Genomic DNA, 21,982 nt, shown 5'->3' with positions numbered 1-21,982 from the left:
GTTCATCCCCGCTTACGCGGGGAACTCGAATGATCATTTTCGCCCACTCAGGAATTTCGAGGTTCATCCCCGCTTACGCGGGGAACTCCGGATTTTTCTGCCGCGCTCGTTTATCGCTGTCGGTTCATCCCCGCTTACGCGGGGAACTCCCGGCGCCAATTCGTCAAACGTCTAAACATCTCGGTTCATCCCCGCTTACGCGGGGAACTCTAACCACAAGGATGCGTCCCGAGAGATAAAACCGGTTCATCCCCGCTTACGCGGGGAACTCGAATGTAAACCTTTTTACGGCCTCGACTTCGGCGGTTCATCCCCGCTTACGCGGGGAACTCGAAGATTTCACGGTTACTAAGTCAGGGTGTCGCGGTTCATCCCCGCTTACGCGGGGAACTCTACTTCTCGACATTATGTTTAATGCAATCTTCCGGTTCATCCCCGCTTACGCGGGGAACTCACTGAGATGATGAGGTTAATCATCGGCTCGGTCGGTTCATCCCCGCTTACGCGGGGAACTCATTTGCCCGGACTAAAACAAAAGGATAAGGATCGGTTCATCCCCGCTTACGCGGGGAACTCTTACCGCACGGGTCGAAATCTAGCGTAATGATCGGTTCATCCCCGCTTACGCGGGGAACTCACTTAAAATGGTTACAACATTACACTAATCGGCTTACCGCTAAGCTTTTAAAGAACATTTCTAAACAAGAACAAAGCTACTAAAGATACTATCAGTTTTCTCTGAAATACCGAAGCCTGCGTAGAGAGGAGAAAATGTGTTAACGGGGCATTAAGTAGAAAAATGGCGGAAGGAGAGGGATTTGAACCCTCGATACGGTATAACCGTATACCGGATTTCGAGTCCGGCGCATTCGACCACTCTGCCATCCTTCCGTTGGAAGGAGGGATTCTATCAGAATTATTTAAAGTTGGGATGCTCACAAATTTTCTGAGACCTATTTGCGTCACACCAACCAATCCCATAGCTGCCAAGAAATTCTTTCTTCGAAATCTGCTAGATTTTTCCACTAAAAAATTAATTGATGCCCTCCTCTGCTCTTATCTTTTTTATATTTTCTCGAGGCGACAAACCAAAATAGTCTTTGTACTCACGAGTGAAAAATTTCGGATCCTCGAATCCAACCTCATATGAAGCCTGGGTGACCGAAAGATTTTTAAGCAGCATCAAGCGGTGAGCCTCTTGAAGCCTCAGCTCCTTCTGAAATCTCAGCGGACTGACAGTCATAACTTCTTTAAATTTCCGATGGAAGGTGGATCGGCCCATAAATACCTTTTTAGCCAAATCATCAATTGCAAGCGGCTCTTTGAAATTAATTTTTATCCAGTCAACAGCCCGGGCGATTTGATATTCAGAAGTTCTAAGACTGTTGAAACGAATAACAGAATAACCCAAAGGCCCGGTCAGAACACGATAAAAAATCTCCCGTTTAAGAATCGGACCTAAAATCCTACCCTCTTCTGGGTTATTCATAGTATTGCAAAGACGAACAAGTGCACCCTGCATCTCCACGCTCATCGGAACGCAGGAAGCAGCTTTCGCTGGTTCGGCGCTTTGTGGCTTTAAGCCCATTTCATAAGCAATTGAAGTTATGACTTCTGCCTCCAAATCGATAGACAAGGCCAAATACGGCTCCTCCGAAGTTACACCTACAATTCCGCTAGTCACCGGGGCCGTAAGAACCGTCAAAAAATAATCTAGAGGACTGAAGATTTTCTCCGCTGAACCGAATTTGATGAGTTTCGTACCAGACAGGATAAAAATCATCATAGGTTGATAAATATGCGGTTTAGGAACCTTGTTACGTTCAGAGCGATGAACCCAAACGCCCGGGACAGAAGTTTCATAGTTACCTTCTTTCGAGTAGATGTCCAAAAGTTTTTGAACCAACGCCTCTCGAGTTTCTTCCATTTCATCGCTCCAATCAGACTCACGAATTTGATGCGTTTATTTTTCCAGCGGAATAGTCACTGGGGAAACAGAACGTTTGGGGGCAAGATGAGGGTCGTCGTTCTTGTCCAGACCCTTCTCTGCCAGCCATTCCTCAGTAATTTTAAGAATTTCCTTGTTGTTCAGGTCAGAAAACAACGCATGGGTATTCCCCTTGATGCCGATCTCCGGTAAGTGGATAAGTTTGGCGTCGCCGCCGTATTTATTAATTAGGTTCACGAATTGTCGTGCATTAAACAAGGCCCAGCGCCAAACTTCTTCGTTAAATACCTTGCTCGATTTTGTTGAAATATTATCTCCAAAGATTATAAAAATCGGCATTTTTGTGAGCTTCAGAAATTCTTGTTTTGAAACCCTGACGGGGTTGAGTCTCTGCTGAACAAGAGGAATTTCCGAATTCATTTCTTTAACTTTTTCGCCTTCCGGGTAAACCACTTGTCCAGGTTCATAGGCAACAACCGCTTTAACCAAGTCCGGGGATTTCATCGCGCCATACCAACCAATTTGGCCCGCGTAACTATGGGTCCCGACGACAGCAGGACCTGTACGCTTCAAAAGGTCTCTCATAGCCTCGCCAAGTTTCCATCCGTATGCCTCTGTCGGAGGGAGCGCACCGGTATCGGGTGTCTGCATCCTCATGAATTGGTTAATGGTTTCACCATCCAGCAGCATCTGCATGTTGGGGTTTGCCGTCGCGGGTTTTGGTGGAACCCAGCGCCCTAATCTAAAAGCGTTCCAAACACCGGCTTCACTCGTTACGGTCGGAATTTCACTTTTTGCTTCTGTTGCTTCAGTTCTTCCAGCTCTGCCTCGGCGAGGTTGGTCAACGATATATGTCGCCCATCCGTCTCTCGGCAAAAGTGTCTGGAAGCCTTCTCTGCCGTCAGGCGTAGTCTCGAAACTGCGGCCCGATTGGCCAATGCCATGCCAAAGGATAATGGGATAATTTTTTGCATTAACGGGAATTACATACTGTGCATATCCATGGTCGCCATGGAAAGTTAAACCATTGGGCTTGTGAGAAACAGTCCCGCCAAAGGCCAAGCCTCCCAACTGATTTAACACAAGAGGTTTAGTTTGAGTCTGAGGTTCGTCAAGAGCAAAAGCCGAGCCTTGCAGAAGGAAACAAGCTGAAATGACAGCCGATAACAAAGCGCGTTTGGTTTTCATTTATCTCTCCTTTAAGAACACTTTCTGTGTGGAAAAATTCTAAAAAACCTTGAACTTTTTCATTTCTCTCATTTTCTATAAAAGGTGGATTTTTCTCTCTGTTTGAGTCAAATCTGAGAAATCAAAACCTCTGAGTAAAAGATATGAAGCCTTTTATTCCTGACGAATTAGAATGGTGATAAAGGTTGCCGCGGATGGGGCAAGGAATGAAAGTCATAGATTTAAGTCACGCTATAAACGAGCGCATGCCGGTTTTTCCAGGATCAGAAAAACCGCAGTTAACAACCGTAGCTACCTATGAAAAGGACGGCTATCACGAAACGCTCATTCGTATGTACTCGCATGTAGGAACACATATTGATCCTCCGGCTCATGTCTACGAAAAAGGTCTCACTCTTGACGCATTGCCTCTGACGCAGTTCATCGGTCAGGCGCTTGTCATCGACTGTAGACATCGGAAATCCGAAAAACCTATAACAATGAAAGAGGTCAATGAGGCCAGAGAAGACGCTGAGACTGCGGACTTCCTTTTATTTAATACCGGCTGGGATAAGTTTTGGGGATCCGAAGAATATTTTGGTGACTACCCCTGCATCGATGATGATGTTCTTGATTTTATTCTGCTAGGTAACTACAAAGGTATCGGCTTCGACGTCATGGGTATTGACCCGATATCAGACCTTAGCCTGCATCGCCACAAAAAGCTCTTCAAAAACAAATACATTATCAATATTGAGAACTTAGCCAATTTGGATCAATGCGGCAGTGGCCTATTCAATTTTTCTTGCTTTCCTCTCAAACTCGAAAACGCTGACGGCGCACCGACAAGGGCTGTCGCCTGGTGGGAGTAACAATCTGCTCTTCTAAAAAACGACTAGCTCTTCGCAAGCTGTTCGCCGACCATTCTGCCGAGGGCCAGCGCTCCGGCCAAGGAGCATCCTCCGATATATGAGGTTCCGTGCAAACCGCCGACAACTTCTCCGGCAGCAAATAACTTGCTTATAGGTTCGCCGTATTCATTAAGCACCTGCATTTGCCGGTTAACCTTCAGTCCTCCGATAGTAATCCCGACGACCGGCGTGCATTTGAACAGATAAAAAGGTCCTGATAAAAACTGCCCTTTCATGAACTTCCGTCCGAATTCCCCATCATTTCCTGAAGCAACTGAACGGTTGTAAGCATCGATCGTATTTTTCAGCGCGTCGAAACTGCACCCCATTTCCGAGGCGCATTCTTCAAGAGAGTTAACCCTGTTAATAAAGTGGCCGCCTTCTTCTTTTTCCTGATTGAATTTCGTTCGGTCCCAGCCGATGACTTGTATCGGATCGTTTTTCATAAAGTCCGAAAGCTGAGCTTCGGTCGCTAATTGATAGACGGTTCTTTCATGATGAGAAGTCAGGAATTGGGCAACCTTCGTAGAATTTTGGTCGTCATTAATAAACCGTTTACCGGCTTTATTCAAAGTAATCGAACCGTATAGGTTCATGACATGCCCGCGGAAAATCAATCCTCTCCTCGTCTCTTCGTCCAGCGGAAAGCCGTATGCGTAAGCGCCCATATAATCCAACAGGTGTGTCGCAGCGCCTATGCGAGTTGCCATATCCAGCCCTTCTCCTCTGCTCGAGGGAGAGGCAAATGTCGGCAGTCCCGCAAACTTCGGAATATCTCTGTCCACACGATTGACATCGCCGGCAAACCCACCTGTACATAAGATCACGCCTTTTTGTGCAAGAAGATTGCCGTAGCTTCTGCCTCTTTTATATTGGACGCCGAGAACTTCATTGCCTTTTTCCGTGATCAGTTCGATAGCCTTAGTGTTGAACCAAATCTCAACTCCTAAACGTATGGCTTCCGAGAAAAGCACTTCAACGTATCTTGCTCCGGTTGCCAAATCGCAGCCGTGCATTCTTTTCACACGGAAGGCAATGTTCGTCGACGGCGTCAGCTCCACACCCTTTTCCGTCAGCCAATCTAAAGCCGGTGCCGCGTTTTTTACGTAATTAGCTACCAGCGCCTTATCGTTCTCGTAGTTTCCTTGTCTGAGAATTTCCTCCGTAAACTCTTCCTTTCCGTCAATGTCCTGAATACCGTGCTTCAGCTGCGCCAGTGTGCCGGACGCGTTCACGCTGCCGGCAGAATAAGAAGTAGAGCTAAAGAAAGGCGACGGATTTTTTTCGATCAAAACCACTCTTCCGGCGCCGTTTTCCTTTGCTGCCACGGCTGCAAACAGTCCGGCCGCACCCGCACCGATAATGACGATTTCGGCCGTTTCGGTCTTTTCAATAGGCTTAGCGTTCACTAAAGACGACAAGACGAACGGCAGAGGACTGAGCAATAAAGTTCTTCTTTTCATTTTCAATCCTGGGAAAGTTCTGCGCCGCAAATAATGGAAGAAAGTTCAACGACAGAATGGACGTTTAACTGAGAATAAATGAACTGGCAATGCGCTTCGACGGTTTTCAGATTGATATTTAGCCGTTCGGCAACCTCTCTCTTCAGCAACCCTTTAGAAATCAACTTTGCGATTTCTTGCCGTCGCGGAGAAAGCTTGAGGAACAGCTTCTTAGCCTCTTCCGGTTCCATGCCGGCTTTCCTCGTAACTCTGTCCTTCTTAAGAATGTCGGATAAAAGCTGGCAAAGTTTCTGACTGTCGACCGGTTTTTCTAGGAAGTCGAGACTCCCCTTCTTCATAGCCTCCACCGTAGATGGAATATCGCCGTGCGCCGAAAGAAAAACCACGGGCACGCGGTATTCGCGCTCTCTCATAATCGTGAGAAGCGTTAACCCGTCCATTTCCGGCATCTGAAGATCCAAAATAGCGCACCCGGGAACAGAGGGTTCATCGTTCACCAAAAAGTCTCTTCCGCTCGGATAGTCTCGAACTTCGTAGCCGGCGGCTTCTAGAAGAAAACGCAGTGCTCTTCTCTGATCTTCATCGTCATCCACGAGACGAATGATTTCTTTTTCAATTTTTCTGTTCATGGGTATCTAAGGGAAAAGTAATCTTTACAAGAAGGCCGCGGTCTTTGGAAGGAACAAAGTCGATCCTCCCTTTGGCGTTAGAGACAATCTCGGACACAATCACAAGGCCCATTCCTGTCCCGTTCTTCTTAGTGGTTTCAAAGCCTCTTTTAATTTTTATCAATGCTTCTTCCGAAAGTTTGGGACCGTTGTCTTTGACGGTTAAAATCACCTCAGAAGTTTCTTTATTGATACTAACGTTCACCTCAATTCTGGCGTTTGCTGTCTTAACTAACGCTTCGTTGGCATTTCTCAAGAGGTTCAGCACCAGCAGCTCCAACTCAAACGGATCGATCTTTATCCAGGCAGCTTCCGAAGGTTTAAATTCCACGACGGAAGGGCACTGACTGCTAAGCAGAAAAACATCTATCGCTTTTCTAACGCTCTGATTTAACTCGGTCGCCACCGGCCGGCTTCCGAATTTTGCAAAATCCCGAACCTTTTTAATAATCTCGTCGGCACCCTGGGTCTTTTTGTGAATTTGATAAACGATATCCGAAATCTGACCTTGCTCCATGGGGCCCTTCTCTAGTCTCATTAACAGCCCCTGCGAATAGCAGCTGATCGTGTTAAGCGGTTGTCTCAACTCATGTGAGATAAGGCTGGAAATATGAGACACGATGCCCATACGGTGATAAATCTCATTGTCTCTTCTGACAAGCTCGAATTCTTTCTTGTACTTTGAAAGTCTCAAGAGACTTTGAGACAGCTGTCTGGTTCGTATCTTGATCAGACGATTCGCAATGCAGCTGTACAAAATCACGCCCGTAAGGAATGCACCGAAAAGAATGATGAATGGGAAATACTCTTCGAAGAATCTTCTCAGCGTCCACTCGCGCAAGTAGGAATACTGCTCTACTTTAAGATTTTTCAGCAGCTTATCCACACCATCGAACTGAGTTGACACAGACCACCACGCTCCGTCACTGCTTTTAGGCTGAGTGAGAAGTGTTGCCGCAATGTCTGTCGCCTGCTTCATGGAGATATTCGGCGTGATCAGCACGGACCAATTAGGATAAAGAGTCGTTGAAACCGTACACGGCAGCTCGGACGAGCGTAAGGGGTTGAGAACCTTTATTTCACGGTACAAAGAAGGGTATTCAACGACATGCTGTTCTAAGAAACAGGCCGGAAGGAGTGCCGCGTCAGCTTTTCCCTGAACGACTTCCTTTACGAGCTCAGAACTTTTTCCAGTATTGTCTAAGAGGAAGGTTTTAAATTTTTCGCTATCGAGCTTCAGCGTTTCGAACTCTCCGAGTATGTAATAAAGAACATCGCAATGCCTGTTCTTTTCCATCGCTACTTTGGGTTCTTTGAGATTTATCCGCTGGTTCAGAGATGAAATTTCACTATCTCTTTTAACGATTAAGGCTGCTCCGTCTGCACGATTCGGATTTGGATTCCAATCGCTGTGAACCGTTGCCAGATCTCTGACACCGTAAGGAAGAAGCGCTCGGTAAAGAACGCTGTTGCAGAAAACAAGTTCAACACGCCCTTCTTTTAACTTGGTTTTTATCGTTTCAGGGCTGTCTGTTGAAATCTCGACTTTTGTTTTGCACCTAAAGTTTTCTCTAAAGCGCCCTCTAGGTTCTCAATAATGCTTTCATGAAAAAGATGCTCGTCAGACTGCATGACGGATACCCGAAAAACCGGTGAGGAATCCTTAGCTGCACAGACACAGGTAGCTGCGAGCACTATGAATACTGCTAACAAAAACTTTTTCGGACGCATAAAAACAAACGAAACACCTTACCCTCAAAATTTTAGATAAGGTGTTTCGGACTTCCTAGCGGGAAAAACTACTTACTTGCTGCGGCTTTCTTGCCTGCAACCATACCGAGGGTCAAGCTGGAACCGACGGAGTTTCCGCCGATGTAAGAGCCGCCGTGGATACCGCCGATGGCTTCACCGGCCGCATACAGATGTTTGATCGGCTGGTCATAAACATCAAGTACCTGCAGGTCTTTATTAACCTTCAAACCGCCCAGGGAGATGCCGGCAATCGGCTGTCCGATAAAGCCGTAGAAAGGTCCTTTCTCGAAAGTACCCTTCATATATTTGCGGCCGAAGTCTTCGTCTTTGCCGTTCTTCACAAACTGGTTGTAGCGTTTGACGGTTGCTTCCAATTGATCAGCGGGGAGACCCATCTTCTTGGCGAGTTCAGCAATCGTATCGGCCTTAACTACAAATACCTTCTGTTCTTCAAGTTCTTTCTTGAATGTGTTCTGATCCCAACCGATCACTTGAATCGGGTCATTCTTCATGAAGTCAAGAAGCTGTGCTTCGGTAGCGACCTGAAACACCTTCTTGAAACCTAAGCGCGACATTGCCTGAGAAATTGATGTGGCTCCAAGGTCGTCGTTGACGAAACGTTTGCCGTCCGGGCCGACCGTGATCGGGCCGTAAAGGTTCATGACGTGACCGCGGAAAATCCAGCCTTTGCGATTGTTCTTGTCTTTGGACATCGGAACACCGTAGCCGTAAACAGCTGCGAAGTTCATATGCGTGCTGGCTGCGCCGATCTTCTCGGCCATCTTCAGGCCCTGACCTTCACTGTTGGCAGAAGCAAATGTCAAAGCACCGCGGAAATCGAGAATGAATTTATCGATCATGTTGACGTCGCCGCAGAAGCCGCCGGTGGCAATCACGACGCCTTTCGTAGCTCTGACATAAAGAGGCTTGCCCTTGGATTCGGCTTTAACGCCCAAAACTTCATTTGCTTCAGTGTTGGTAATCAGTTCAACAACCTTAGTATTGAGTTTGATGTCGACGCCGATCTTCTTAGCATTTTGGAAAAGTACGTCAACATACTGTGCACCGGTATGTTTGTCGCATCCGTGCATACGTTTGAGACGGAAAGCGGAGTTGGGCTGAGGTGTGAAAACAACGCCATGGTCGGTTAACCAGTCAAGTGCCATCGCAGAATTTTCTGCGAAGAGCTTAACGAGCTGAGGATCTGCAAGCCCTTTGCCGGTCTTTTCGACTTCTTTTGCAAATTCAGCAGCATTACTACGATCTTCAACGCCGGCGGCAAACTGAGCTTTTGTACCTGTGGCGTTTACACTGCCGGCGGACAGAGAGGTGGAGTTCAGAAACGGGCTGGCAGCCTTTTCTAAAAGGACGACGGATTTGGCACCGCTTTCTTTAGCCGAAACGGCAGCAAAAAGTCCGGCAGCGCCGGCGCCGATGACAAGAACCTCACACGTCTGATCCCATTTCTTCGGACTAACAACATTGGCAAGAGCTGAAGAAATCGGAGCAGCAGCTACGGTTGCGGCGCCCATGGACTTGAAGAACATTCTTCTATTCATATTCATTTGATTCTCCTTGATGTTTGACTCATTCACTGTGCTTTTTCCGAAAGCAAGGTCATAGTACTTTTGAGTGCACCTTAGGGTGCTTGACTAAAATCAAAGAACTATCAAATATTTTTTTGCACCAAATTTCTAGCAAGAGATGCTGGCGACCTTAAAGGCGCCGGCACTGACCCTACGGAAGCAATCTTCCGCTCGCTTCAACCCAGCGGAAAAACAGCACCTCTTCCTTCAAAGAGTAGTTTTCTGCCGAATCAACATAAACACCGTTGATGCCGTCGGCAGTGAGGTCAAACGCCAATACAAAACTTCCGATCGACGTCTTCCAAACTAAGACGCTGACTCTGTCACGAATCAAGGCCTTATTGTTTCTTCTTAGTATCTTGGCGTAGGCGCAGTCTCCTGAAACCTGCGTAAAGATTTTTTCCGGTTTACCTTTAAAAACCGCATTCTCCGCTAGCCGATAATTGCAGTCTTTCAGAAAAAACCGCGCAAATTTCTCTGGCCGTCTTTCAACTAATGCTCCTTGAATGACTGAGTACACTTGTGCGACCAAGTTTTGTTTGCCGACAAAGTCTCCTCTTCCAAAAGTCGCTGTTAGGAAACACTGACAAGAGATTTCATCCCCGGCATCTAATCCTCGGCTAATCCCTTTCAAGTCGGCCAAGGTCAAAAGGCCGTACTTTGTCTCGACTACCAGCTCTCGCCGAGATTCGATTGAAAAGCTTCTTTCTCTCACGGTCGGAACTGACCGAACTTTTTGGATCCGACCATTGAGGGTCTCCTCCGAAAGCCATGGACTAGTGATTGATGGTTTCGAACCAAGACCAAGGAGAATGCCGGAAGGTTTGAAAGTCGCCTCATTGCCGACCGTTGTGTTGAAAGCAACATCAGCTTGAATAGAAAAAAAACTCAGACTGCTCCTTGTGTAATTACCTCCGATTTTTGATCTGATGAAGACGCTGTCTTGAGGAGCTTCCGCCGACGGCCTAGATACCAATCCGTGCCAACTTTCTGAAGATTGTAGAAAAGGAATAACTTGATTCAATCCTGTCGAAGCCTTGTCTGCCGGAATAGAAAAAACAAGATTTCCAACCTTCCTCTCTATATAACTCGATGAGAAGGCCTCTACTTCATTCCGTGAATTTTCGAGAAAGGAAAGAAAAGCGCGTTCCGAGTGAATCTTGACGCCGTATAGGTTAAGTAATTTGTTCATATTTCGCCTTTTAAAGAACGCAACAACACTCCGAAATGTCGAACAGACGACATTTCGCGTCATTGACTTAAGCGAAATATGGGAATTACGGCATATGGGCGAAGAATCTAAATAAAGGAATTTTTAATTTTATCTTAAGAAATTCTCTTCTTCAAGATCACGAATTTTAGTGATGAAAAAAGGCTGCATACCTCAAGACTGCAGCCCTTCTCTAAATATTTTTGTTTTTGACTAATTCTCTAATCCCGCACGACGAAACCTCGGAAAAAACGCACGAAATTTATCGTTTGGTATGGAGAGAATAAAGAGGTTTGAAATGATGAGCGCGGCTCCTATGCACTCTATGTAGTTAAACGAAGTTCCTAGAAGCAGAACGCATAAGACCACAGCAGACAAAGGTTCAAAGGAAGCAAGAATCGAAGTTAATGCCGGCGGAATGAATTCGGTGCTCCTCAAATAACACCAAAATGCTCCTACAGTCCCGAATACGACGACAAAAACCGCTGCCACGATTGCCATGGGCGTCCAGTGTCCGCTGATCTCCCAGGGCGGCGTCATGAAGCAAGTCAAAATGCCGCCGACAAACATTCCAAAGCTAACAACTTTGGTCACGCCGATCTTCTGAATCGCCCTTCTCGGCTGAATTGTCGCAAAAGCTCCGACTCCGGCAGAAACCAGTCCCCAAAAAATACCCATTGCTGAAAAACTAAGAGAGGTGAAATTGCCTTTCGTGATCAGAAGCGTCACACCCACAAATGCAAAAATAACCGCCAGGATTTCCTTAGGAACAATCTTCTGCCGTTTCACAAGAATATTCCAAAGAATGATGAAGATCGGACCGAAGCCGACCATGATGGCCGCCGTTCCTGCATTACAGGCATGAATTGCCAAAAAGAATGTGTATTGGATGACAAACAGACAAAGTCCGTAGAAACACACATCTCGGCAAACGGATAAATCTCGGAGAGATCCGAAAAAATTCTTTTCCGTCAGCATTCCGAGAACGAGCATCAGAATGCCGGCGCCGGCAATTCTTACTGTCGTAAGTTCTTCTGCATTGAAACCGCAGGCAGTAATCATGTACTGACCGCTGACAGCCATCGTGCCCCAGAAGCAGGCCGCCGCTACCGCCAATACAATTCCCGTCAGAGTTTTTGAACGAGGCATTTTTTGTCTCATCGTGGTTTGAGATGAAAAAATGCTAACCAGAGAAAAAGTCCTCAAATATCTAAGTTCTAAAAAATGAAACTTAGCAGATCAAACTTTAGGTAGAAGTACCATTTGCTCCGGGAGATGAAGTCTGCGATACCAAGATTTCCAATCATTCGGTTCTTGATGAAGTGCCAAATAGCGAATGATTCCCATGGCCTCTCGAATAATCGGATCTTTAGAAGAAGACTTTCTGCAGCAAATGTGAAGCGCCCAAGGTTTCCGATGCCACCCGGGCAGGACGGGCTGTACCGTTCCGTCCAGAAGCTCTTCGGCAATAAAGTTTGGATTCATGTCGATCGCGATGCCTTTCCCTTCTATTAGAAGTTTTTTACATGCATCTGAATCTCCGTAAAGAACTTTGTGGTCACGCCCTATTTCATAATTGCTGTACTCACATTGCAAGACTTGGCTGAAAGATTCATTTCCCGTGTCCCGCATGATAATTGGGTGATTGATGAGGTCGCTCACTTTTCTGATTTCAGCATGACTTTTAAGATATTTTGCAGATGCAACAAGAAAAGAGACGTTGTAACCCATTGGAATGGCAACAAGACCCCGTTCCTCGGGTTTATAACCAAACCAAGCAATATCTGCTTTTCCTTCCAAAAGCGCCTGTTGTCCGACGTCTGCACAAAATTCAAGCTGCAGACCGGGGTGTTTTATAGGTAAGTTTTGCAGAGCCTCAAAAAAGACCGAACGATCCATATTAACCGGAAGGCTGATCCTCAAAGATCGCCGACTAAGCTCAAAGTTTCCGTTTCGTAGCGCTTCTGCCCTCTCCCGAAGGATTCCCCATTGGCTGATCAATCCTTGAGCATCCAGAACAAGCGCCTGACCTTCTTTAGTCAGAGCGGCAGGTTTCTTTGTTCGGTCCAAAAGTAGGAAACCTAGTTCATCTTCCAGAGAGGAGATAAGACGAGAGGCTTTCGGCAAAGGGAACGACAAGGCTTCTGCGGCAAGAGCCAGGGAGCCAAGCCTCGATGTTTCGATGAACAACTGCCAAGCACGAATCCGATCTAATTCCATATCACAAAAACAAATATCTAAACAACGAAATTTCCTCTTAGGAAGAAAGCCGGAATAGCCGAAGCCGATCTTTGTGTGAACGACCGCCTTCAAAAATAGTTCTAGAGAATTTTACCTTTCTGTTTGCTTATCAAGTCGAATGACAATTCTTGAGTTCCCATCCTCCAAAGCGATAAGCGTCGGCAAAATCTGGGTTATCACTGTTTTTTTTAAACATAAAAAACTGAATATAGTCACCTCAAGCCTTAACGCTCCTATTTCAAAAACCCTGCTTCGCCCGAAAGTATTAATGAAGAAATAGTCCCAAAGCGCAGTAATAAAAGGCAGATCGTTTCTGGCGCGTAGATTAACGAATTCCGCGGAATTCCCCGTGCGTAAGCGCGGGGATGGATAGCGAACGGCCGAATGTTAATTCGGCCGTTGATTTTTGATATATCTCTCAATAATAGCGGTTGTTGCTCCGTCTCCGACTGAGATTACACAATAACTTTTTGTCCAAAAACGTTTGCCTCAAAGCATCCTTCGAATCTGATTGAAGAATTCTTGACGAATTTTCAAAGATGATATGGTTTTTAGTTTGCGCACCAAATCGTTGGAGGGTAAGAAATCAATAGATGAACGTGATCTTCCTCCCCGGAACATTCCAAAAGATTGACTCGATCACGCCGGCACACTTCCGAAAAAACCTCTTTGAGCCTTTCCAGGACCGTTGATGAAATAACTTTTCGTCTGTAAGCTACTACGAAGATCAAGTGAGCTTTGAGATTGAAAACACAATGAGAACCGGTAGATAACTGCATATGATTCAAAAAGTCGAGCGCCACGTTATTCGTAAAAACAATGCTAACTGGCAAGCCTGCCATAAGCTTTGTTCATTGTCGCGCAAGCTCGGCAACTGTGCAGTCTATTTGCTTCGTCATCGGTTCTTTGAAAAAGCCCCTGTACTGACACGTAAAGAACTTGATACCGAACTCAGACATCAATACGGCAGTGACTATCGAGCTATGCCGTCGGCTGCCTCTGCACAGAGACAGGGTCAAGTCATTGCCAAACAGTTCAAAAGCTTTGCCAAGGCGGCAGTTGAATACTCGAAGCACTCTGAGAAGTTTCAAGGGAAGCCTCGCTTACCTGGCTATAGGAAAAAATATCGTACGTTCTATGTCGGCCGCAACGGCTATCAAATCCGCGATGGCCAACTGACGATCACGGGAGGAAAAGATATCGGTTTTTCTCCCATTCGCGTAGTTTGCTGCGAACGTCAAGAGCTCAACGCCAAAGCACAGGAGGCAGTGGCCGGAGATCTGAGAATTATTCCGATGGGAAATACATTCATTGTGGAGCTGACCTACAGAGTCGGTAGGGAGGAGTCTAATAATCCAAAAAGCGTTTCTTTGAATCCGAATGAAGCTTTGTGCTGCGATTTAGGCATTGATAATTTTGCAGCTTTCGTTTCGACCAAACCCGGAGTAAGGCCGTTTTTGGTCAAAGGCAAAATACTTAAGAGCATCAATCAGCGGTACAACAAACAAGTCGCCGAACTGAAAAGCAAAAAACACTATGAGCACATCCGAATAAAAGGAGTCAAACGTTATTGGCAGCTCCAAGACTTGATGCACAAGGCCAGTCGCCTGGCTGTCAACTTCTGTCTTGCGCATGATTTGGGCCGTATTGTCATCGGAACAAACAAAAATTGGAAACAGAGAGTCAGCCTCGGCAGGCGAAACAATCAGAATTTCGTAATGCTGCCGCATGCCAAGTTTATTGAGATGGTCCGGTATAAGGCTGAAGAATATGGCATCCAAGTGACAGTGCGAGAGGAGAGTTACACCTCTAGAGCCAGTGCAATGGACTTCGATGAAATTCCTGACTTCGATCCAAAAGGAAGAAACCCAACGACTTCCTTTTCGGGGAGGAGGCTCAAACGCGGTCTCTATCAGTCATCAAAAAGACATTTGATCAATGCCGATATCAATGGTGCGGCCAATATCGGCCGAAAAGAACTCGGGGATGAGTGGCTCAAAAAGCTGCTCGAACTCGATGGGGGCGTCTTTGTGGACACGCCCGCAGTTGTACGAAACCTGCATGCAAGTGTAGGTGTTCGTCAATCGCTAAAAATGGGAGCACGCTCCCATGAAACCGTGCACGTAAGTGCGCGGTAGTTCATACTATGCAGTTATTCGACAATAAGAGGACGACGATGACCAAAGGTTTTTACAGCATTATGTTGGCGCAGTTTCTTTCTTCCTTAGCCGACAACGCCCTTCTCATCGCCGCGATCGCTCTGCTGACGACTCTGAATGAGCCGGCATGGATGACACCGCTGCTGAAGCTGTTCTTCGTTGTGAGTTACGTCATCTTCGCCGCTTGGGTCGGCATCTTCGCCGATTCAATGCCGAAAGGCCGCGTAATGTTTATCACCAACGCGGTAAAAACCGTCGGCTGCATCATCATGCTGTTCGGCACCCATCCGCTTCTTGCTTACGCCATCGTCGGTCTAGGCGCGGCAGCTTACTCGCCTGCAAAATACGGCATTCTCACGGAACTGCTTCCGCCCGAAAAACTTGTGAAAGCCAACGGCTGGATTGAGGGCCTGACCGTTGCGTCTATTATTTTGGGGACCGGCTTAGGCGGCTTGCTCATTTCTCCGATGGTCGACCATTTCGTTCAAGGCCATCATGTCTTCGGCGTCCATAATGCTGCTCAGGCCGCGATCGCCGTCATGATTTTTGTTTACGCCGCTGCGGCTGCCGTGAACCTGTTAATTCCGGATACCGGCGCCCGCTATCCGAAACAAGACTTCCGTCCGATCCACACACTCGTTAATTTCGGGAAATCCTGCTCTCTGCTCTGGCACGACAAACTCGGTCAAATTTCCCTGTCCGTGACAACGCTGTTCTGGGGCGCCGGCGCCACACTTCAGTTCCTTGTTCTTGCTTGGGCAAATTCCAACCTCGGCCTCGATTTATCTAAAGCAGCTATTCTCCAGGGCGTGGTTGCCATCGGTATCGCCATCGGTGCCGTTTTAGCGGCCGCCTATGTCAGTTTAAGAAGAAGCGTAGATGTCCTTCCGATCGGCGTTTTGATGGGCTTTTCTGTAGCTGTCATGTCCTTCTATAAAGCTTCCTGGATTCCCGGCGGCTTTGACATCTTCGGTTTCCACATCTCCTTTGCCATTGCGATTGCCTGCTTACTTTTAGTCAGCGTGGGCATGATGGCTGGTTTCTTCGTTGTTCCGATGAACGCGTTATTGCAGCACCGCGGCCATGTCCTCATGAGCGCCGGACGCTCCATTGCCGTCCAGAACTTCAACGAAAACTCTTCCATTCTCGTGATGCTCGGTCTCTACTCCCTGCTTATTAAGTCAGGCCTCGGAACCGTCACGATCATGGTGCTCTTCGGATGTTTTGTGGGATGCTCAATGCTGGCGGTGATTTTCAAACACCACCACAATCAATCCAAGGAAGACTCGCTTCATTTGATCGGTGAAGACAAGCGTCATTGAGGATACGTTCTGACTTCTCAATAATCGCGGTCTGCGTCATAATTGATGAATTGATTTCAAAACAGACACGACAATGAAGTCTTTAACCGTAACACCTTTTATCCGAGACTCTTTTGAGAATTATCAAAAGAGCGCCTGCGGCATCACTCTGGATATCGGGCGGCAAAGAATTAATCAGAAGGAGCTCCTTTCTCTTATTGACTTTGTCAAAGAGAAAAAAATGATCGAATCCTTTAACGAAATGCGTAAAGGAAAGATCGTTAACGCCAGCGAACATCGCTCTGCCCTTCATACCTCTCTGCGCGACCCTTCTCCGGATGCCCCTCATGCCGCAGAAGTTCACCAGACACTGGAAGCTTTCTGCAAGTTTGCTGAAGATGTCCGCAACTGGAAATGGCGCGGCTGTTCAGGCGACCGAATTACCGATGTCATCAATATCGGTATCGGCGGCTCCGACATGGGCCCGAAGTGTGTTTACAACGCCCTTCGTCCCAACAAACCGGAAATCAAACTTCACTTTCTAGCTTCTGCCGACGGCGTGATTTTTGACCGAATCACTTCCGTCCTGGATCCTTTTTCTACCCTGATTGTCATCTCTTCCAAGAGCTTTAAGACTCAGGAAACAAGAGCCAATACGCAGGAGATTTTGGATTGGCTGAAGAAAGCCGGTATCCCTGAAAAAGACTTCAAACATCACGTGGTTGTGGTCTCCGCAAAACCGGACGCAGCAGAACAGTTTGGTCTCCCGAAAGAAAACTTCTTCCCCATCTGGGACTGGGTCGGCGGCCGTTTCTCCGTATGGGGCGCGATCGGTTTGCCCGTCGCAATTGCGTTAGGCGCAGACACATTCAAGCGCTTCCTGGCCGGCGCTCATGCGATGGACCAGCACGCCTCGACCGCTCCGCTGCAGAACAACCTGCCGGCGCTCATGGCAATGTTCGCCTATTGGAACTCTGAAAAACTCGACGTTTCTTCTTACTGCTTCCTACCCTATGACGAACGTCTTCGTGTCATGGTGGATTGGCTCCAGCAGCTGGAAATGGAGAGCTTAGGTAAGAGTACTGCTGCCGACGGAACACCGGTGATCGGCAAAACCTCTTTAGCCGTTTGGGGCGGACACGGAAATGAATCTCAGCATTCTTTCTATCAATTCCTTCGTGAAGGAACAGCAAAGAACTCTATCGACGTCTTTTGGTGCGAGAAACCGGGCCACGCTCACAAGGAACTGCATCGCGTCTTAATGGCTAACGCCAAAGCTCAGACGGAAGCGCTTGTAACCAGGGATCCGAAGAGCAAGTATTTCAATGTGGTTTCCACCGTTTCCATTGAAGAGCTCACTCCTGAGACATTAGGTGCTTTAATGGCCATGTATGAGCATAAGACCACAATGCTGGGAACGCTTTTCGGCATTAATGCTTTTGACCAGCCGGGCGTTGAACTTGGCAAGAAACTAGCCAACGAAGCCTACAAAAAGATCAGCTAATCAGATCTGATTGAGACAGGGGCCGAATCTTTGACAGATTCGGCCTTCTGTTTTTACAGTCTGAAACTCACGTTTCTGACAATCACTATAGTGAACGGCGGAAGAAAAACGCCGCAAACGGCAAAGTGATGACAGCGGTAATCAGCATGGGAAGAAGCTGTCCCCAAAGTTCTGATATGGATAAGTTCTCAAGATAAACGCCGTGAACATATTCAAGGGCAAACCTCAAAGGATCGGCATAGGTAAGCACCTGCAGGATTTCCGGCATGTTGTATACCGGTGTGACAAGACCGGACAAAATAACCATTGGAACAATCAGCACAAACGAGAAAATCATCGCCTGCTGCATCGTCTGCGATATGGAAGAAATCGCCAGTCCGGTTCCGACTGTCGATAACGTAAAAATGAAAATCCCGAAATAAAGCGGTAAAAGAGACCCTCGCATGGGTATATCAAACCAAAACACCGCAAAAAGAACGACAATAAAGGTTTGAGCAATACCGATAAAGATCGGAGGCGTCGCTTTCGCCAGAAGGATTTCAAAAGGTCTGTATGGCGAAACAAGCAGCTGATCAAACGTTCCGTACTCTCGTTCCCGAGCCACCGACAGAGCCGATAGCATGAGGACCTGAATAAAACTCAGGGTGCCGATGAGCGCTGTCACAATATTCCATTGCGTTTGAAGATTCGGGTTATACCAAGCCCGCATTTCAACGTTGATACCCTCCGGAACACCGACATAACGATGATTAAAGTCTTGAATGATCATTGAAAGCTCTGCGGCGGCAAGACCGGCTGTTGTTGAGTTTCTCCCGTCCGTAATTATCTGTACGGGACCTTCCTTGCCTTGCGCGAGCTTTGAATCAAAATCTGATTGAATGTGGACAATCGCTAGCGAATCTCGAGGATTAAGCTCATCTTTCATCTGAGAAGCATTCTGCAAGTATCGACGAATATAGAAAGTCGGAGATGCGCCGACTTGAGCCACCAGTTGCTGAGAATATTTGCCGTGGGATTCGTTCAAAACGGCGATCGGTGCATGGTTCAAATCAAATGTTGCGGTGTAACCGAACAAAAAAATCTGAATAATCAAAGGCACGATCAAAATAAACCTAGAAGCCGGATCGATAAAGTACGTGAGAATTTCCTTCACGAAGAGATTGCCGAACCACTTTAGCCATTCTCCAAAGGTCATTTTTTCTCCAATGTCTTCTTAAGTGCTCTTGTCACAAAGAAGAAAAATAAAAAGGCATACCCGGCGAGAATCGACACGTCCTTTAATACCGTTACGGCATCTGTCCCTGAAAGAAAAGAAGCGCGAATGAGCTCCATAAAATAGGTCGGCGGGAGAACATATGAAACCGCTGAAATAGCAGACGGAACGTTTCTCAGGTCAAAAACAAAGCCGCTCAGCATCACACTCGGCAAAAAACTAATAATAATCACGAGCTGAGAGGCCAAAAATTGATTTTTAGTGATACCAGAAATCCAAAGACCGGCGCCTAATGCCGTCAGAAGGTATATGCATGAGGACCCGATAATAACTGTCAGAGATCCTTCAATCGGAACCTCAAAAATGAACCGTGCTGCAAAGAGGCAAAGAAACAAACCGCCTATGCCGACAATAAAATACGGAATCACCTTTGAGAGCAGAATCTCCGCGGGCTTGACCGGCGTCGAAAACAACATTTCCATCGTCCCGCGCTCCCACTCTCGTGCAATCACAAGTGCCGTAAGAAATGCACCGACAATCGTAATCACGATAACCACAAGCCCGGGAACAAAATACCATGTGGAAGAGTTTGCCGCGTTAAACCAGAGCCGAACCACCGGTACGGCACCCTTCTCGGATGAATAACCCAGTTTTCCCAAACTAAGTTGAACGGACTGCTGAATATAGCGTTCGAGTGAGGAAGCACTCACTGTGTCAACGCCGTGCACCACAAGCTGCAGCTTCCCTTTCCCGGCTTGAAATTGACCGGCGAAATTACTGGGAATCACGACGATCCCCTTTACTTCTTTCTTCCTCATGAGGCTTTCCGCCTCTTTAATATTGCCGCATCGAATCGGAGTTAAATAGGGAGAACCTTTAAACCCTTGTTCAATCGCATACGAAACCTGACCGGGCGCTTGGTTGATGACAGCAATCGGAGTGTTGCCTAAGTCCAGAGAAAGGCCGCTGCCAAAAATAAAAATAAGAACTAAAGGAAGCACAAGTCCGACAGCGAATGAGCTTGGATCCCTGATTAATTGGCACCACTCTTTAATAGTCAGTGCGCGTAATCGGCGCAAAAAATCGGAGTTAATCATCTGCTGACCCTGCCTCGCCGTAAGCTTTAACGATCTTAATAAACGCTTCGTTCATGTTGGCTGTCTCCGGGAGCCCGGCTACCGCTTTAACTTCCTTAGGGCTGCCAAGGGCCAGCATATGTCCTCTGTCTTGAATCGCAATGCGCGTGCAGTACTCCGCTTCCTCCATAAAGTGCGTCGTCACAATGATGGCTTTGCCTTCATCCGCAAGCCTATTGATGCTTCGCCAGAACAGACGTCGCGCAAGCGGATCAATGGAACTCGTCGGCTCGTCAAGGAACAAGATATCAGGATTGTGCATCAAAGCAGCAGCCATCGAAAGACGCTTTTTGTAGCCGTCATTTAAACCGCCCGCTTTTTTACTGATAAGTCCGGTTAGGCCGAAGCGCCTGACAACCGCGTCCATGGCCGTCTTTAATTTGTTCCCGAATAATCCGTAGGCACCGCCGTAGAACTTAAGATTAAATCCCACGGAAAAAATGCTGTAAAGAGAAAAAAACTGAGCTACGTAACCGACTGTGCGCCGAGCAGAAGCTCTGGCGGTTCGGAGATCGAAACCTGCAACTTCAACCTTACCCGAAGTTGCTGGAAGAAGACCGCATAAAATACGAAAAGTTGTAGTTTTGCCGGCACCGTTCGGTCCGAGCAATCCGAATATCTCTCCGCGTTTAACACTAAAAGAGGTATCGTCGACGGCAACAAAATTGCCGAATTTCTTAACAAGGTTCTCAACGAGAATGACTGGCTTTCCATCGTCAATTTTTGTGTTTTCTATGCCGGCATTTTCTCCAAAATCCTTCTGAGGTTTATCCGCTGCGATCAAAAGAGACATAAACGCATCTTCCAGCCTCGGCGGTTGAGGACTGAGTTCCGGAATATCGAGTTCCTTGGCTGCCTCTGTAAGATCCGCGTCTTTCTTCAAAAGCAGCCTCACCCCGTCTCCCGAAGGAGTTGAGTCCAAAATCATTGAGGAATGTGACGCCAGATCAAGCATCTGACGAGGCGTACGGCCGTCGGCTCGGGCAAAATAGACTCGATTCTTATAAGGTTCTGTCAGCGCTTCAGGAGTCCCCTGCGCCAAGATCACGCCTTTATTGATGATGTACACATCATGGCACATGGCTGCTTCATCCAGGTAAGCGGTGCTCACGAGCACGCTCATGCCTTTTTGAGCTACCGCTGCCTTAAGAATTTTCCAGAGCTCTTCTCGCGAGACCGGATCAACACCTGCGGTCGGTTCATCCAGAATCAATAATTCGGGGTCATGGATCAGAGCGCAGGCCAGCGCAAGCTTTTGCTTCATACCCCCGGAAAGCTTGCCTGCTAAACGGTTGGCAAACGGAGCTAAATCCGTCATCGATAAAAGCTGACCATATTTGTCTTTTCGTTCACCTTCCGGAACACCCTGAAGATTAGCGAAAAGATCCATATTTTCTTTAATGCTTAAGTCTTGATACAGTCCAAAACGCTGAGGCATGTAAGCGATCCGTTTCTGAATCGCCTCGGCATCTGTTGCGGTATTCATACCGAAGACTTCCAGTTCCCCTGAAGTCGGAATCAGCAACCCGCAGACCAAACGCATAAAAGTCGTTTTGCCGGCGCCGTCCGGTCCAACCAAAGAAACTAAGCCGCCTTTCGGCACGACTAGGTCGATACCGTTAAGTGCGACAGAGTCAAGGGCCCGGTTCTTATTATTAGCAAAAACTTTTTTTAGGGATTTTGCGAAGACGGCCGGAGCATTTTGGTTCTCTGCCATGGGTAC

Annotated in this window: 17 protein-coding genes, 1 tRNA gene, 1 pseudogene and 1 CRISPR repeat array; of the genes and pseudogenes, 4 read left to right on the top strand and 15 right to left on the bottom strand. The window is 47.2% G+C overall.

Translation table 11 applies throughout. The features are described from left to right. Positions 1–59: 59 nt before the first annotated feature. Positions 60–637: a CRISPR direct-repeat array (repeat unit 29 nt; unit sequence CGGTTCATCCCCGCTTACGCGGGGAACTC). 163 nt (positions 638–800) lie between these two features. From HMPREF9439_RS06095 to HMPREF9439_RS06085, 3 genes are all read right to left on the bottom strand, one after another. Beyond that, a tRNA-Ser gene (locus tag HMPREF9439_RS06095) sits at positions 801–891 on the bottom strand. Positions 892–1,033: 142 nt separating this feature from the next. Further along, positions 1,034–1,927, bottom strand: a complete 894-nt coding sequence (locus HMPREF9439_RS06090) for an AraC family transcriptional regulator (RefSeq protein WP_008864162.1) — start codon at positions 1,925–1,927, stop codon at positions 1,034–1,036. 36 nt (positions 1,928–1,963) lie between these two features. Next, the gene (locus tag HMPREF9439_RS06085) at positions 1,964–3,136 is read right to left on the bottom strand and encodes an alpha/beta hydrolase (RefSeq protein WP_008811423.1); all 1,173 of its coding nucleotides are present in this window, start codon (positions 3,134–3,136) and stop codon (positions 1,964–1,966) included. A 206-nt stretch (positions 3,137–3,342) separates the two neighbouring features. Here HMPREF9439_RS06085 and HMPREF9439_RS06080 point away from each other — a divergent pair, with 206 nt between their 5' ends. Then, positions 3,343–3,987: a cyclase family protein gene (locus HMPREF9439_RS06080; RefSeq protein ID WP_008811424.1), complete on the top strand. Its 645-nt coding sequence runs from the start codon at positions 3,343–3,345 to the stop codon at positions 3,985–3,987. A gap of 23 nt (positions 3,988–4,010) precedes the next feature. Here HMPREF9439_RS06080 and HMPREF9439_RS06075 read toward each other — a convergent pair whose 3' ends face one another. From HMPREF9439_RS06075 to tnpA, 9 genes and pseudogenes are all read right to left on the bottom strand, one after another. Next, complete coding sequence (locus HMPREF9439_RS06075) at positions 4,011–5,489, bottom strand: FAD-dependent oxidoreductase (RefSeq protein ID WP_008811425.1); 1,479 nt, start codon at positions 5,487–5,489, stop codon at positions 4,011–4,013. 2 nt (positions 5,490–5,491) lie between these two features. Beyond that, positions 5,492–6,118 (bottom strand): response regulator transcription factor, encoded by a 627-nt coding sequence (locus HMPREF9439_RS06070; RefSeq protein WP_008811426.1) that lies wholly within the window; start codon positions 6,116–6,118, stop codon positions 5,492–5,494. Next, positions 6,102–7,697 carry a sensor histidine kinase gene (locus tag HMPREF9439_RS06065; RefSeq protein ID WP_280512960.1) on the bottom strand — a complete coding sequence of 532 codons (1,596 nt, stop codon included), beginning with the start codon at positions 7,695–7,697 and terminating at the stop codon, positions 6,102–6,104. The genes HMPREF9439_RS06070 and HMPREF9439_RS06065 overlap by 17 nt, the downstream gene beginning before the upstream one ends. A 259-nt stretch (positions 7,698–7,956) precedes the next feature. Next, on the bottom strand, positions 7,957–9,474 hold the full coding sequence (locus HMPREF9439_RS06055; protein WP_155165462.1) for an FAD-dependent oxidoreductase: 1,518 nt from the start codon (positions 9,472–9,474) through the stop codon (positions 7,957–7,959). Positions 9,475–9,646: 172 nt separating this feature from the next. Continuing rightward, positions 9,647–10,210 (bottom strand): hypothetical protein, encoded by a 564-nt coding sequence (locus HMPREF9439_RS13465; protein WP_240141218.1) that lies wholly within the window; start codon positions 10,208–10,210, stop codon positions 9,647–9,649. 708 nt (positions 10,211–10,918) lie between these two features. Further along, a complete protein-coding gene (locus tag HMPREF9439_RS06045; protein ID WP_155168201.1) occupies positions 10,919–11,854 on the bottom strand; it encodes a DMT family transporter in 936 nt (311 codons plus the stop codon). A 90-nt stretch (positions 11,855–11,944) separates the two neighbouring features. Further along, positions 11,945–12,925: a LysR family transcriptional regulator gene (locus HMPREF9439_RS06040; protein ID WP_008864157.1), complete on the bottom strand. Its 981-nt coding sequence runs from the start codon at positions 12,923–12,925 to the stop codon at positions 11,945–11,947. A gap of 408 nt (positions 12,926–13,333) precedes the next feature. Continuing rightward, positions 13,334–13,423, bottom strand: a pseudogene (locus tag HMPREF9439_RS13630) (transposase); the annotation flags it as partial. Positions 13,424–13,497: 74 nt separating this feature from the next. Continuing rightward, a complete protein-coding gene (gene tnpA, locus HMPREF9439_RS13625) occupies positions 13,498–13,725 on the bottom strand; it encodes an IS200/IS605 family transposase (protein ID WP_157645845.1) in 228 nt (75 codons plus the stop codon). On the opposite strand from tnpA, the gene HMPREF9439_RS06035 reads away from it, so the two are divergent. The 3 genes from HMPREF9439_RS06035 to pgi all read left to right on the top strand — a co-directional run bounded on the left by HMPREF9439_RS06035 (position 13,726) and on the right by pgi (position 17,910). After that, entirely contained in the window at positions 13,726–15,084 is a 1,359-nt protein-coding gene (locus HMPREF9439_RS06035) for an RNA-guided endonuclease InsQ/TnpB family protein (protein WP_008811434.1), read from the top strand. A 38-nt stretch (positions 15,085–15,122) separates the two neighbouring features. Next, the gene (gene lplT, locus HMPREF9439_RS06030; protein WP_039896133.1) at positions 15,123–16,427 is read left to right on the top strand and encodes a lysophospholipid transporter LplT; all 1,305 of its coding nucleotides are present in this window, start codon (positions 15,123–15,125) and stop codon (positions 16,425–16,427) included. Positions 16,428–16,500: 73 nt separating this feature from the next. After that, positions 16,501–17,910, top strand: a complete 1,410-nt coding sequence (gene pgi / locus HMPREF9439_RS06025) for a glucose-6-phosphate isomerase (RefSeq protein ID WP_008811436.1) — start codon at positions 16,501–16,503, stop codon at positions 17,908–17,910. An 85-nt stretch (positions 17,911–17,995) separates the two neighbouring features. Here the strand turns inward: pgi and HMPREF9439_RS06020 are convergent, their stop codons facing one another. Genes HMPREF9439_RS06020 through HMPREF9439_RS06010 form a run of 3 tightly spaced genes read right to left on the bottom strand, consistent with a single transcriptional unit; the run spans position 17,996 to position 21,976 of the window. Next, positions 17,996–19,105 (bottom strand): ABC transporter permease, encoded by a 1,110-nt coding sequence (locus tag HMPREF9439_RS06020; RefSeq protein WP_008811437.1) that lies wholly within the window; start codon positions 19,103–19,105, stop codon positions 17,996–17,998. Then, positions 19,102–20,220 carry an ABC transporter permease gene (locus tag HMPREF9439_RS06015; RefSeq protein WP_008811438.1) on the bottom strand — a complete coding sequence of 373 codons (1,119 nt, stop codon included), beginning with the start codon at positions 20,218–20,220 and terminating at the stop codon, positions 19,102–19,104. The genes HMPREF9439_RS06020 and HMPREF9439_RS06015 overlap by 4 nt, the downstream gene beginning before the upstream one ends. Beyond that, positions 20,213–21,976 carry an ATP-binding cassette domain-containing protein gene (locus tag HMPREF9439_RS06010; RefSeq protein ID WP_008864154.1) on the bottom strand — a complete coding sequence of 588 codons (1,764 nt, stop codon included), beginning with the start codon at positions 21,974–21,976 and terminating at the stop codon, positions 20,213–20,215. The genes HMPREF9439_RS06015 and HMPREF9439_RS06010 overlap by 8 nt, the downstream gene beginning before the upstream one ends. Between the last annotated feature and the right edge of the window lie 6 nt (positions 21,977–21,982).

Origin of the sequence: Parasutterella excrementihominis YIT 11859 (assembly GCF_000205025.1) — a bacterium.
Taxonomy (GTDB): Bacteria; Pseudomonadota; Gammaproteobacteria; order Burkholderiales; family Burkholderiaceae_F; genus Parasutterella; species Parasutterella excrementihominis.
This window is presented reverse-complemented; position numbering and strand designations above follow the sequence as displayed.

Coding starts and splice junctions, on each gene's coding strand:
- HMPREF9439_RS06085 (WP_008811423.1), bottom strand. CDS start 3,136: ATGAAAACCAAACGCGCTTTGTTATCGGCTGTCATTTCAGCTTGTTTC.
- HMPREF9439_RS06015 (WP_008811438.1), bottom strand. CDS start 20,220: ATGATTAACTCCGATTTTTTGCGCCGATTACGCGCACTGACTATTAAA.
- HMPREF9439_RS06040 (WP_008864157.1), bottom strand. CDS start 12,925: ATGGAATTAGATCGGATTCGTGCTTGGCAGTTGTTCATCGAAACATCG.
- HMPREF9439_RS06010 (WP_008864154.1), bottom strand. CDS start 21,976: ATGGCAGAGAACCAAAATGCTCCGGCCGTCTTCGCAAAATCCCTAAAA.
- HMPREF9439_RS06055 (WP_155165462.1), bottom strand. CDS start 9,474: ATGAATATGAATAGAAGAATGTTCTTCAAGTCCATGGGCGCCGCAACC.
- pgi (WP_008811436.1), top strand. CDS start 16,501: ATGAAGTCTTTAACCGTAACACCTTTTATCCGAGACTCTTTTGAGAAT.
- HMPREF9439_RS06020 (WP_008811437.1), bottom strand. CDS start 19,105: ATGACCTTTGGAGAATGGCTAAAGTGGTTCGGCAATCTCTTCGTGAAG.
- HMPREF9439_RS06090 (WP_008864162.1), bottom strand. CDS start 1,927: ATGGAAGAAACTCGAGAGGCGTTGGTTCAAAAACTTTTGGACATCTAC.
- HMPREF9439_RS06075 (WP_008811425.1), bottom strand. CDS start 5,489: ATGAAAAGAAGAACTTTATTGCTCAGTCCTCTGCCGTTCGTCTTGTCG.
- HMPREF9439_RS06035 (WP_008811434.1), top strand. CDS start 13,726: ATGATTCAAAAAGTCGAGCGCCACGTTATTCGTAAAAACAATGCTAAC.
- lplT (WP_039896133.1), top strand. CDS start 15,123: ATGACCAAAGGTTTTTACAGCATTATGTTGGCGCAGTTTCTTTCTTCC.
- tnpA (WP_157645845.1), bottom strand. CDS start 13,725: ATGCAGTTATCTACCGGTTCTCATTGTGTTTTCAATCTCAAAGCTCAC.
- HMPREF9439_RS06045 (WP_155168201.1), bottom strand. CDS start 11,854: ATGCCTCGTTCAAAAACTCTGACGGGAATTGTATTGGCGGTAGCGGCG.
- HMPREF9439_RS06070 (WP_008811426.1), bottom strand. CDS start 6,118: ATGAACAGAAAAATTGAAAAAGAAATCATTCGTCTCGTGGATGACGAT.
- HMPREF9439_RS06080 (WP_008811424.1), top strand. CDS start 3,343: ATGAAAGTCATAGATTTAAGTCACGCTATAAACGAGCGCATGCCGGTT.